Source organism: Mycobacterium sp. NPDC051804, from assembly GCF_044452905.1.
In the GTDB taxonomy this organism is placed as follows: Bacteria; Actinomycetota; Actinomycetes; order Mycobacteriales; family Mycobacteriaceae; genus Mycobacterium.
The window spans coordinates 1-14272 of record NZ_JBITCD010000012.1 but is presented as its reverse complement, the minus strand read 5'-3'; the positions used below and the strand labels follow the sequence as shown (position 1 = coordinate 14272).

The window sequence follows — 14272 nt, the reverse complement described above, 5'->3', positions numbered from 1 at the left end:
CCGTGGTCGAAGACATCCTGGCCGGGATCTACGCCCAAGTCCTGGCAGTCGAACGCGTCGGCATCGACGACTCCTTCTTCGAACTCGGCGGAGACTCGTTGTCAGCGATGCGTTTGGTCGCTGCGATCAATGCCAGCTTCGGTAGTGACCTTGCGGTGCGTTCGGTGTTTGAGGCGCCCTCTATCGCTGAGCTGGCGCCGCGGATCGGTGCCGGTAGCAGTGGGATGGCGCGATTGGTGGCGGCGGAGCGGCCGGCGGTGGTGCCGTTGTCATTTGCCCAAAGCCGGTTGTGGTTCATTGAACAGTTGCAGGGCCCCTCCGGTGTTTACAACATGGCGGTGGCTTTACGGCTGAGCGGATCTCTGAATGCGACGGCCTTGGGGGCCGCGCTGGCTGATGTGGTTGGCCGTCATGAGAGCCTGCGCACGCTGGTCCCGGCACCTGAGGGGATCCCTCGACAGCTGGTGGTGCCGGTCGAGCGCGCTGACTTCGACTGGGACGTCATCGACGCCGGCGGCTGGCCTGAGGATCGGCTTCGGGAAGCGATCGATGCGACGGTGCGTGCACCGTTCGACCTGGCCGCCCAGATTCCGTTGCGCGCCATAGTTTTTCGTGTCAGCGATGACGAGCATGTGGCGGTGGCTGTGGTGCATCACATCGCTGCCGATGGCTGGTCGATCCGCCCGCTGGTGGCTGACCTCAGTATGGCGTATTCCGCCCGGTGCGCAGGTCAGGTGCCGGAGTGGGCGCCATTGCCGGTGCAGTACGTGGATTACACGCTCTGGCAGCGGGGACAATTGGGTGATCTCGATGATCCCGATAGCCGCATCGCCGGGCAGCTGGGTTATTGGCAGCAGGCGTTGGGGGGGTTGCCTGAGCGGGTGGTGCTGCCCGTTGATCGACCTTATCCGGCGGTGGCTGATTACCGCGGGGCCACGGTGGCCGTTGAGTGGTCTGCTGAGTTGCAGCAGCGGATCGGTCAGATGGCTGGTGCTCACAACGCGACCAGCTTCATGGTCGTGCAGACCGCCCTAGCGGTGCTGCTGGCCAAGCTCAGCGCCAGTTCGGATGTGGCGGTGGGATTCCCGACCGCTGGGCGGCGCGACCCCGCTCTGGATGAATTGGTGGGTTTTTTCGTCAACACGTTGGTGTTGCGGGTCGATCTGGCTGGCGACCCCACGGTGGCTGAGCTCTTGAGCCAAGTTCAGGCGCGCAGCCTGGCCGCGTTTGAGCATCAGGATGTGCCGTTTGAGGTGTTGGTGGAGCGGCTGAACCCGGCCCGGTCGTTAACTCATCATCCGTTGGTGCAGGTGATGCTGGCCTGGCAAAACAACGACCTCCCTTCCGAGGTGGCGTTGGGTGATCTGGAGGTCACCGCGTTACCGGTCGATACCCGTTCTGCTCGTATGGATTTGACGTTCTCACTTGCTGAACGTTTCAGCGCGGTTGGTGAGCCCGGTGGGATCGATGGGGCGGTGGAGTTCCGCACCGACGTGTACGACGCGGCCAGCATCGAGGTGTTGGTTGAGCGCTTGGCGCGGGTGTTGCAGGAGATGACTGCTGATCCTTTGCGGCGGGTGTCGTCAATCGATGTGCTTGATGCAGATGCGCATACCTACCTCGATGAGATCAGTCATCGGGCGGTGTTGAGCGGGCCGACGCCCGCCCCAGTATCTATTCCGACGTTGTTCGCAGCGCAGGTCAGCCGCGCCCCGGAGGCGGTGGCCATCACCTGCGGCGACCAGTCGTCGAGCTATCGCGATCTTGATGAGGCGTCGAATCGGTTGGCGCACTTACTGATTACCCAGGGTGCGCGGCCTGGACAGCGGGTGGGGTTGCTGATCGAGCGTTCGGCTGAGGCGGTCGTGGCGTTACTGGCGGTATTGAAGACGGGCGCGGCGTATGTGCCTATTGATCCGGGGTTACCGGATGCGCGGATCGAGTTCATAGTTGCTGATGCCGCCCCGGTTGCCGTGGTGACCACTGCGGGTCTGCACTCACGCTTGGACGGACACGACACGCTCGTGGTGATCGATGTCTGTGACCCCGCGGTCGCTACCCAACCCACGACTGGTGTGACGGGACCGGCGCCGGACGACATCGCGTATCTGATCTACACCTCGGGTACGACGGGAGTCCCGAAGGGGGTGGCAGTCACTCACAGCAACGTCGCCGGACTGCTGGAGTCACTGACCGCCGACTTTGCGCCAGCATCGTCACACGTGTGGTCGCAGTGGCATTCGTTGAGCTTCGACGTGTCGGTGGGCGAGATCTTTGGGGCGCTGGTGGGTGGGGGCCGGTTGGTGGTGGTGCCTGAGGATGTGGCGCGTTCGCCGGAAGAGTTGCACGCACTGCTGGTCGGCGAGCACGTCGATGTGGTGTGTCAGACGCCGTCGGCGGCGGGGATGCTCTCGCCGGTGGGGTTGGAGTCGGCGGTGTTGGTGGTCGCCGGTGAGGCGTGCCCGGGTGAGTTGGTGGATCGGTGGGCGCCGGGACGCACCATGATCAACGCCTACGGCCCGACCGAGGCGACGGTGTATGCGGCGATCAGTGCGCCGCTGAGCCCGGGGGCTGATGTGGTGCCGATCGGTTCGCCGGTGGCCGGGGCGGCGTTGTTCGTCCTCGATTCTTGGCTGCGTCCCGCCCCGGTGGGGGTGGTGGGTGAGTTGTATGTGGCTGGTTCCGGTGTGGGGGTGGGTTATTGGGCCCGCGCGGGGTTGACGGGGTCGCGGTTTGTGGCGTGTCCGTTCGGGGGTGCGGGGTCGCGGATGTATCGCACCGGGGATCTGGTGGCCTGGGGTGCTGATGGGCAGTTGCAGTATTTCGGGCGCGCTGATGAGCAGGTCAAGATCCGCGGGTATCGCATCGAGTTGGGGGAAATCCAGGCAGCGTTGGGCGCGCTGGAGGGCATCGATTCGGCGGTGGTGATCGCGCGCGAGGACCGCCCCGGCGACAAGCGCCTGATCGGTTACGTCACCGGCACCGCTGATCCGGCCAGTATCCGTGCGCAGTTGGGTGTGCGGTTGCCCGGCTATATGGTGCCGGCGGCGGTGGTGGTACTCGACGCCCTGCCGCTGACCGTTAACGGCAAACTGGACAAACGCGCGCTACCCGCCCCGGACTACCGGGCCGCCGATACATACCGCGCGCCGACCACACCCGTCGAGGAGATCCTGGCCGGAATCTACGCCCAAGTATTGGGATTGGAGCGGGTCGGGGTTGACGACTCGTTCTTCGAGTTGGGTGGCGACAGTATTTTGTCGATGCAGGTGGTGGCCCGGGCCCGGGCCGCGGGCATGGCCTGTCGCGCAAGGGATTTGTTCACTGAACAGACGGTGGCCCGGCTGGCCGGCGTGGTCGAGGTGTCCGACGGCGCGACTGATGCCATCGATGAGGGCCTCGGGCCGGTGGTTCCCACGCCGATCATGGGCTGGCTGGCCGATGTGGATGGTTCGACAGAGGAGTTCAATCAGACCCTGGTGGTCCAGGCCCCGGCGGCGGTCGGCGAGGCCGACGTGGTGGTGGTGGTACAGGCCCTGTTAGACCGGCATGCCATGTTGCGCCTGCGCGTCGAGGATGACGGCGCCCGACGGTGGGCGCTGACGGTGCCCGAGGTGGGGGCGGTGCAGGCGCGCGAGTGCCTGCAGGTGGTCGAGTCACTCGATGATGAGGTGGTAATTGCGGCGCGGTCGCGGTTGAACCCGGCCGCCGGCGCCATGCTCAGTGCGCTGTGGGTGGCCCCCACCGGGCAACTGGTACTCATCATCCACCACCTGGCGGTGGACGGAGTGTCGTGGCGAATCCTCTTGGAAGACCTCAACATTGCCTGGGTCCAGCACCACAGCGGACAGCCCATCGCACTGCCGGCGGGTGGGACGTCGTTCGCGCGATGGTCGACGCTGCTGGCCGAGCACGCGCGCACCTCTGACGTGGTCGCGCAGGCCGACGCCTGGCGGCAGATCGCGGCGGCCCCCGCGGCGTTGCCGTCGATACAACCGGCAGACACGTTCGCCGCGGCGGGCCACCTGTCGGTGCAGTTGGATGTCGAGACCACCCGGCAGCTGCTGGGTGAGGTGCCGGCGGCGTTTCACGCTGGCGTGCAAGACATTCTGTTGATCGGCTTCGGATTGGCCGTCGCCGAGTTCGTTGGTAGCGGCGCGGCACCGGTGGCTATTGATGTGGAGGGCCACGGTCGCGAGGACGAGTGGTCGGACGGGCTGGACGTGTCGCGCACGGTGGGTTGGTTCACCACCAAGTATCCGGTGGCGCTGGCCGTGGGGGGGCTGGACTGGACGCAGGTGATCGCCGGTGAGCCCGGGTTGGGGACCGTGGTCAAAGACGCCAAGGAACAACTGCGCGCCCATCCCGACTGGTTGACCTACGGGTTGCTGCGCTATCTGAACCCCGACGTCGAACTGGATGGGGCGGATCCGGCGATCGGGTTCAACTATCTGGGCCGGCTGGGGGCGGCAGCGGCCGAGCTATCAGATGAGTTGTGGCGTATCTCGCCCGAGGGGTTGGCGTTGACGCGAGCGGCGGCGGCGATCGCGATGCCGCTGATGCATACGGTGGAGCTCAACGCGGCTACGGCCGACACTGATGATGGCCCGCGGCTGCAGGCGAACTGGACGTGGGCACCCTCGGCGCTGGATCAGACGCAGGTAAATCGGTTGGCGCGGTTGTGGTTTGAGGCCCTGGGCGGCATCGCTGCGGTGGTGCGCGCCGGTGGCGGCGGATTGACACCCACCGATATCGTTCCTGCCCGGTTGAACCAGTCCCAACTTGATGAGATAGAGCAGCAGTACCGCGTCGCCGACGTGTTGCCGTTGACGCCGCTGCAGCAGGGGCTGCTGTTCCACGCCGGCACCGTCCATGGCGATGATGTGTATGCGGTGCAGCTGGACATCACTATCACCGGTGCCCTAGATACCCAGCGGCTGCGCGAGGCGGTACACACCGTGGTCACCCGCCACCCGCATCTGGTGGCCCGGTTCTGCGGACAGTTCGAGGAGCCGGTACAGGTCATCGAGGCTAACCCCGAACTCCCCTGGCGTCACATGGATTTGAGCGCTGACGATGTCGATGTCGATGTCGAGGAGCACGTCCAAAGTGCCTGCGCCGCTGAACGTGCCGCGGTGGGCGATCTGGGCGGGCAGCCGGTGTTTCGGGCGGCCGTGATCCGCACCGGACCTGTCCAACATCGGTTCCTGCTGACCAATCACCACATCGTGATGGACGGCTGGTCGCTGCCGATCCTGCTGGGCGAGATCATCGCCGGCTATTACGGTCAACCGCTGCCCCCGGCCCCTGCGTATCGCCGGTTTGTCAGCTGGCTGGCCGGCCGCAACTTGGATGCCGCCCGCGCCGCCTGGGGGGAAATCTTGGCCGGGTTCGACATTCCCACCCTGGTGGGTCGGCCGGACCGAGTGGGACTAGTCACCCGAGGGGTCGCGTCACAACGGATTTGTGAGCAGACCACCCACGCGTTGACCGGGCTGGCCCGCTCGCACCGCACCACGGTCAGCACGGTGCTGCAGGCCGCCTGGGCGCAGGTGTTGAGCTCGCTGACCGGCCAGCAGGATGTGGTGTTCGGCACCGCGGTCTCCGGTAGACCCGCCGAGTTGGCTGGCGCGGAGTCGATGGTGGGCCTGTTGATCAACACCGTGCCGGTGCGCGCGATGCTGACCGCGTCGACTACCACCGCTGGGCTGCTCGAGCAGCTACACGCAGCCCAGCACCGCACCCTGGAACATCAGCATCTGGCGCTGCCGGAGATCCACCGCCTCACTGGTCACGACCAGTTGTTCGACACATTATTCGTCTACGAGAACTACCCGGTCGACACCGCCGCCCTGTCAGGCGACGGTGAGTTGGCCATCAACGAGTTGCACACCCGCGAACACAACCACTATCCGATGACGGTGGCGGCCGCGCCGGGCCGCGAACTGGGTATCACCGTCGAGTACGACACCGAGGTGTTCGACGAGGCCGGCATTCTGGCGCTGATCGAACGGTTGGAGCGGGTGCTCGTGGCCATGACCGCCGACCCCTCACGGCGGCTGTCGACGATAGATTTGCTTGACGCCCAGGAACACGCTCGGCCACAGAGGAGGTCTGACGGTGCGGTGTTTGCGGGGTCGGCTCCCACTGCGGTGTCGATTCCGGTGTTGTTCGCTGCGCAGGTGATTCGCGCTCCGGAGGCGGTGGCGCTCAGCTGCGATGGCCGCTCGTGGACGTATCGCGAGCTTGACGAAGCGTCGAATTCGTTGGCGCACTTGCTGAATGGTCGCGGGGCGGGGCCGGGTGAGCGGGTGGCGCTAATGTTGCCGCGCTCCGGCGAGGCGATTGTGGCGATGCTGGCGGTGCTGAAAACCGGTGCGGCGTATGTGCCGATCGACCCCGCGCATCCGGATGCGCGAATTGAATTCGTGCTCGCCGACGCAGCGCCGATGGCCGCGCTGACTACCGCTGAACTGCGCTCGCGGCTAGCCGACTACCAAGAGCTTCCGGTCGTCGATGTCGAAGACCCCGCAATTCACGCCCGACCCGGCACCTCGCTGACGGTGCCGTCGGCGGACGACGTCGCGTATCTGATCTACACCTCGGGTACGACCGGAACCCCGAAAGGGGTGGCGGTCACCCACCGCAACGTGGCCCAGCTGCTGGACACGTTGCAGGCCGAGGTGGCCGCCGAACAGGTGTGGTCGCAGTGTCATTCGTTGGCGTTCGACTTCTCGGTGTGGGAGGTCTTCGGCGCGCTGCTGAGCGGCGGGCGACTGGTGATGGTGCCCGACGCGGTGGTGCGGTCCCCTGAAGAGCTGCATGCGGTGCTGATCGCCGAGAAGGTCGGTGTGCTCAGCCAGACCCCGTCGGCGTTCTATGCCCTGCAGGCCGCTGATGCGGCCGCCCCCGAGGCCGACAAGCTCACGTTAAGGACGGTGGTGTTCGGCGGCGAAGCGCTGGAACCGCAACGTCTTGTCACCTGGTTGGGGCGTCATGCGGGGTCGCCGCGGTTGCTGAATATGTATGGCATTACCGAGACCACAGTGCATGCCTCGCTGCGCGAAATCACCGCCGCCGATATCAACAGTCCAATCTCCCCGATCGGAGTGCCTTTATCGCATCTGAGCTTCCTCGTGCTGGACGGCTGGTTGCGTCCGGTGCCCACTGGCGTGGTGGGTGAGTTGTACGTGGCTGGCGCCGGGGTGGGTGTGGGGTATGTAGGCCGTGCCGGGTTGACCGGGTCCCGTTTCGTGGCGTGTCCGGATGGGTTGCCGGGGGCGCGGATGTATCGCAGCGGGGATTTGGTGTCGTGGGGTGCGGATGGGCAGTTGCGGTATGTGGGTCGGGTCGATGAGCAGGTCAAGATCCGTGGCTATCGCATCGAGTTGGGTGAGGTGCGGGCGGCGCTGAGTGCTGTTGCTGGGGTGGAGCAGGCGGTGGTGATCGCGCGTGAGGACCGTCCCGGGGATAAGCGCCTGGTGGGGTATGTGACCGGGACCGCCGATCCGGCTGAGAGCCGCGCATTACTTGGTGAGCGGTTGCCCGCCTATATGGTGCCGGCGGCGGTGGTGGCGCTCAACGCGTTGCCGTTGACGGTCAACGGCAAGCTTGATGTTCGGGCGTTGCCGGCGCCGGAGTACGCCGGTGTGGATCGGTATCGTGCCCCGTCGACCCTGACTGAGGAGATCCTGGCCGGGATTTATGTCCAGGTGTTGGGAGTGGAGCGGGTCGGGGTCGATGACTCGTTCTTCGACTTGGGTGGGGATTCGTTGTCGGCGATGCGTCTGGTCGCGGCGGTCAATGCGAGTCTGGGTGCAGATCTTTCGGTGCGTGCGGTGTTCGAGGCGCCGACGGTGGCCGGGTTGGCGCCGCGGATCGACGCCGCCGGCGGTGGATTGGCGCCGCTGGTCGCCGAGGAGCGGCCGGCGGCGGTGCCGTTGTCGTTTGCCCAGCACCGGTTGTGGTTCATCGATCAGTTGCAGGGCCCGTCCGCTGTGTACAACATGGCGGTGGCGTTGCGGCTCGACGGGCCCCTCGATGTTGGGGCGTTGGGCGCGGCACTGGCGGATGTGGCGGGCCGCCATGAGAGCCTGCGCACGCTCTTCCCGGCACCCGAGGGGATCCCCCGGCAAGTAGTGGTGCCCGTCGAGCAGGCCGGTTTCGGCATGGCGGTCGTTGACGCCGACGGCTGGCCTGAGGATCGACTTCGGGACGAGATCGAGGCGGTGGTAGGCGCGCCGTTCGACTTGGCCACCCAGATTCCCTTGCGGGCAACGCTTTTCCGTATCACTGAGGTTGAGCATGTGATGGTGGCGGTGGTGCATCACATCGCCGCTGATGGTTGGTCGATCACCCCGCTGGTCGCTGATCTTGCGCTGGCCTATGGTGCTCGGTGCGCGGGGCAGGCGCCCGGTTGGGCGCCGTTGCCGGTGCAGTACGTCGATTACACGTTGTGGCAGCGCGCGCAGTTGGGTGAGCTTGCCGACCCTGATAGCCGCATCGCCGCGCAGCTGGGTTATTGGCAGCAGGCCCTAGCTGGGTTGCCCGAGCGGGTGGTGCTGCCTACCGATCGACCGTATCCGGCGGTGGCCGATTACCGTGGAGCCACGGTGGCGGTGGAGTGGCCGGCGCAGTTGCAGCAGCAGATCGCGCGGGTGGCTGGTGAGCACCATGCGACCAGTTTCATGGTGGTGCAGGCCGCGCTCGCGGTGCTGCTGGCCAAGCTGAGCGCCAGTTCTGATGTGGCGGTGGGCTTCCCGATCGCCGGGCGCCGTGACGCCGCGCTGGATGAGCTGGTGGGGTTCTTCGTCAACACGCTGGTGTTGCGGGTCGAGGTGGCCGGCAACCCCAGTGTCGCCGAGTTGTTGGACGATGTGCGCGCACGCAGCCTGGCCGCCTTTGAGTATCAGGACGTCCCGTTTGAGGTGTTGGTTGAGCGGCTCAACCCGACCCGGTCGCTGACTCATCACCCGCTGGTTCAGGTGATGTTGGCCTGGCAGAACAACGATCTCCCCTCCGAGCTTGCATTGGGGGATGTGGAAGTCACCGCGTTCCCCGCCGATACCCGCACGGCCCGCATGGATTTGACGTTCTCGTTGGCCGAACGTTTCAGCGCGGCTGGTGAGCCGGACGGGATCAATGGGGCGGTGGAGTTCCGCACCGATGTGTTCGATGCGGCGAGCATCGAGGTGCTTGTTGGTCGGCTGCGGCAGGTGCTGGAGGGTATGACTGCCGATCCGTCGCGGCCGGTGTCGTCGATCGACGTGCTTGCCGCCGATGAGCACGCCCGGCTGGCTGAGGTCGGTAATCGGGCGGTGTTGAGTCGTCCGGCACCAGCGACGGTGACGATTCCAATATCGTTCGCGGCGCAGGTGGCGCGCACGCCGGAGGCTGTGGCGATCAGCTGTGACGGCGACTTGTGGACGTACCGCGAGGTGGACGAGGCGTCGAATCGATTGGCGCATCTGCTGGTTGGCCATGGTGCTGGGCCGGGGCAGCGGGTGGCGTTGTTGGTGCCGCGCTCCGCTGGCGCGATCGTCGCGATGCTGGGGGTGCTCAAGTGTGGGGCGGCGTATGTGCCTATTGATCCGGCGCATCCCGATGCGCGGATCGAGTTCATGCTCGCTGATGCCGCCCCGGTCGCGGTGTTGACCACGGCGGGTCTGGGCTCGCGTGTGGCCGGGCACGACACGTTGGTGGTGATCGATGTCGAGGATCCCGCGATCGATGCCCAACCTGTCTCCGCGCTTGCGGCGCCGTCGCCGGAGGACATCGCGTATGTGATGTACACGTCCGGAACCACCGGAGTCCCGAAGGGGGTGGCGGTCACGCATGCCAACGTGGCGAGGTTGGTGGCCGGGGTGGGTGCGGTGGTGCCGACCGGTGCGAATCAGGTGTGGTCGCAGTGGCATTCGTTGAGCTTTGACGTGTCGGTGGGCGAGATCTTTGGGGCGCTGGTGGGTGGGGGCCGGTTGGTGGTGGTGCCTGAGGATGTGGCGCGCTCACCGGAAGAGTTGCACGCCCTGCTGGTCGGCGAGCAAGTCGATGTGGTGTGTCAGACGCCGTCGGCGGCGGGGATGCTCTCGCCGGTGGGGTTGGAGTCGGCGGTGTTGATCGTGGCCGGTGAGGCGTGCCCGGGTGAGTTGGTGGATCGGTGGGGGCCGGGACGCACCATGATCAACGCCTACGGTCCGACGGAGGCGACGGTGTATGCGGCGATCAGTGCACCGCTGAGTCCGGGGGCGGATGTGGTGCCGATCGGGTCGCCGGTGGCCGGGGCGGCGTTGTTCGTGCTGGATGGCTGGTTGCGTCCCGCCCCGGTGGGGGTGGTGGGTGAGTTGTATGTGGCTGGTTCTGGTGTGGGTGTGGGTTATTGGCGTCGGGCGGGGTTGACGGGGTCGCGGTTTGTGGCGTGTCCGTTCGGGGTGGCCGGTCAACGGATGTATCGCACCGGGGATCTGGTGGCCTGGGGTGCTGATGGGCAGTTGCGGTATTTCGGGCGTGCTGATGAGCAGGTCAAGATCCGCGGGTATCGCATCGAGTTGGGGGAGATCCAGGCTGCGTTGAGCGCGCTGGAGGGAATCGATTCGGCGGTGGTGATCGCGCGTGAGGACCGCCCCGGCGATAAGCGCCTGATCGGGTACGTCACCGGTACCGCCGATCCGGCCGATATCCGTGCGCAACTGGGTGAGCGGCTGCCGGGTTATATGGTGCCCGCGGCGGTGGTGTTACTCGACGCGCTGCCGCTGACCCCCAATGGCAAGCTGGACACACGCGCCCTGCCGGCACCGGACTACCGGGGCGCCGATACGTACCGCGCGCCGAGCACGCCCATCGAGGAGATTCTGGCCGGAATCTACGCCCAAGTATTGGGATTGGAGAGGGTCGGGGTTGACGACTCCTTCTTCGAGTTGGGTGGCGACAGTATCTTGTCGATGCAGGTGGTTGCCCGGGCCAGGGCTGCGGGCATGGTCTGTCGTCCACGGGATTTGTTCACTGAGCAGACGGTGGCCCGGCTGGCCGGCGTGGTCGAGGTAGCCGACGGCGCGACTGATGTCATCGATGAGGGCCTTGGGCCGGTGGTGCCGACGCCGATCATCGGGTGGCTGCAGGACGTTGAAGGTCCAACAGACGAGTTCAACCAAACCTTGGTGGTCCAGGCTCCCGCCGGGGCGACGCCCACCGATGTGGTGGTGCTGGTTCAGGCCCTGTTGGATCGCCATGCCATGTTGCGCCTGCGTCTCGAAGAGGACAGTGCTGGGAACTGGGCGCTGCACGTGCCTGAGACCGGGGCGGTGCATGCCCACGACTGCGTGCACACCGTGGAGGCGCTCGACGATGAGGCGGTGGCCGCGGCACGGTCGCGGTTGGATCCGGCCGCTGGGGCGATGCTGAGTGCGCTGTGGGTGACTGCCACTGACCAACTGGTGTTGATCGTTCACCACTTAGCGGTTGATGGGGTGTCGTGGCGAATCCTGTTGGAAGACCTCAACATTGCCTGGGCCCAGCATCATAGTGGGCAGCCGATCACACTGCCGGGGGGCGGGACGTCGTTCGCGCGGTGGTCCGCCCTGCTGGCCGAGCACGCGCGCACCCCCGCCGTGGTCGCGCAAGCCGAGGCGTGGCGGCAGGTGGCCGCGGTCCCGGCGGCGTTGCCGGCGATCCAACCCGCGGACACGTTCGCCGCGGCGGGTCACCTGTCGGTGCAGTTGGATGTCGAGACGACCCGGGTGCTGCTGGGTGAGGTGCCGGCGGCGTTTCACGCCGGAATTCACGAAATATTGTTGATCGCGTTCGGATTGGCCGTCGCCGAGTTCCTGGGTATCGACGGCCCGGTGGCTGTTGATGTGGAGGGCCACGGTCGCGAGGACGAGTGGTCCGACGGGCTGGACGTGTCGCGCACGGTGGGTTGGTTCACCACCAAATACCCGGTGGCTCTCAGCGTGCGCGAGTTGTCCTGGGCGCAAGTGACTTCCGGCGATCTCGCCCTGGGCGCGGTGGTCAAGGACGCCAAGGAACAACTGCGCGCCCATCCCGACGGGTTGACCTACGGGTTGTTGCGCTATCTGAACCCCGACGTCGAACTGGATGGGGCCGATCCGGCGATCGGGTTCAACTATCTGGGCCGGCTGGGGGCGGCAGCGGCCGAGCTATCAGATGAGTTGTGGCGTATCTCGCCCGAGGGTTTGGCGTTGACGCGAGCGGCGGCGGCGATCGCGATGCCGCTGATGCATACGGTGGAGCTCAACGCGGCTACGGCCGACACTGATGATGGCCCGCGGCTGCAGGCGAACTGGACGTGGGCGCCCTCGGCGCTGGATCAGACGCAGGTAAATCGGTTGGCGCGGTTGTGGTTTGAGGCCCTGGGCGGTATCGCTGCGGTGGTGCGCGCCGGCGGGGGCGGATTGACACCCACCGATATCGTTCCGGCCCGGTTGAACCAACCCGACCTCGATGACCTGTGCCAGCAGTATGCGGTGGCGGATGTGTTGCCGTTGACGCCGCTTCAGCAGGGACTGCTGTTCCATGCCGGTACCGCCCAGACCGTTGGTGATGACGTTTATGCGGTGCAGTTGGATATCACCATCACCGGTGCCTTGGATACACACCGACTGCGCGAAGCGGTGAACACCGTGGTCGCCCGTCATCCTCATCTGGTGGCCCGCTTCTGCGACCGATTCGACGAACCGGTGCAAATCGTTGAAGTCAATCCCGAGTTGCCCTGGCGTTACGTGGATTTGAGCCCAGATAGCGCTGATCTCGACGAGCAGATCGAGGCGCTGTGCGCTGAAGAACGCGCCGCGGTGAGCGATCTGGGCGGGCAGCCGGCGTTCCGGGCGGCGTTGGTCCGCACCGGATCGCATCAGCACCGGTTCGTGCTGACCAACCATCACATCGTGATGGACGGTTGGTCGTTGCCGATCCTGTTGGGTGAGATCTTCGCCGGCTATTACCGCGAGTCGGTGCCCCCGCCCGTTCCGTATCGCCGGTTTGTCAGCTGGCTGGCCGGCCGGAACCTCGATGCGGCCAGGGCGGCCTGGGCGCAGGCGTTGGCCGGGTTGGGCGCCCCGACCCTGGTGGGCCCACCAGTGCGACTGAGTGTGGGCACCCGGCAGGTGGTCAGGCATCAGCTCGATGTGCAGACCACCGGCGCGGTGACCGAGCTGGCCCGCTCGCGTCGTACCACGGTCAACACGGTGCTCCAAGCAGCCTGGGCTCAAGTGTTGAGCTCGCTGACCGGCCAGCAGGATGTGGTGTTCGGCACCGCGGTCTCTGGGCGCCCGGCTGAGCTGGCCGGTGCGGAGTCGATGGTCGGGTTGTTGATCAACACCGTGCCGGTGCGCGCGAGGCTGGGCGCGGCCACGACCGTCGTCGGGCTGCTTGAGCAGCTGCACACCGCCCAGCACCACACTCTGGAGCATCAGCATTTGGCGCTGCCGGAGATTCACCGGCTCACCGGCCAGGATCAGTTGTTCGACACCTTATTCGTCTACGAGAACTACCCGGTCGACACCGCCGCCCTGTCGGGGCGGGATGGGTTGGCCATCGCCGCGTTGCACACCCGTGAGCACAACCACTACCCGTTGACGATGGCCGCCGCACCCGGGGCCGAACTGGGGCTGCGCGTCGAATATGACACCGAGGTGTTCGACGACGCCGGCATCGAGGCGCTGATCGCGCGCTTGGCGCGGGTGCTGGTCACGATGACCGCCGACCCGACACGACGACTGTCGTCGGTCGATCTGCTCGACGAGGTCGAGCAGACCCACTTGGATGAGATCGGCAATCGGGCGGTGTTGACCCAACCCGAGCCGGCCGTGGTGTCGATCCCGGTGCTGTTCGCTACGCAGGTGGCTGCCGCGCCGGAGGCGGTGGCGATCAGCTGCGACGGCCGTTCGGTGACGTATCGCGAGCTCAATGAGGCATCTAATCGGTTGGCGCACTGGTTGATTGCCCGTGGGGCGGGTCCGGGTGAGCGGGTAGCGCTGCTGATGGAACGCTCAGGCGAGGCCATCAGCGCGATAATGGCGGTATTGAAAACTGGGGCAGCGTATGTGGCAATCGACCCCACCCACCCCGATGCCCGGATCCACTTCACCCTCGCCGACGCCGCCCCCATCGCGGTCATCACCACCACCGAACTGCGCTCACGACTGGCCGGACACAACCCGCTTCTGATCATTGATGTCGACGATCCCGTGATTGATACCCAGCCCGCCACGGCGCTGCCGGCGCCGTCGGCGGACGACATCGCCTATCTGATTTACAC

Annotated in this window: 1 protein-coding gene; it reads left to right on the top strand. The window is 66.1% G+C overall.

Features of this window, described 5'->3' with window-relative positions; translation table 11 throughout:
- Window positions 1–14272 (top strand): amino acid adenylation domain-containing protein (locus ACIA48_RS30190; RefSeq protein WP_396739990.1); only part of this gene is annotated, 14272 nt, incomplete at both ends.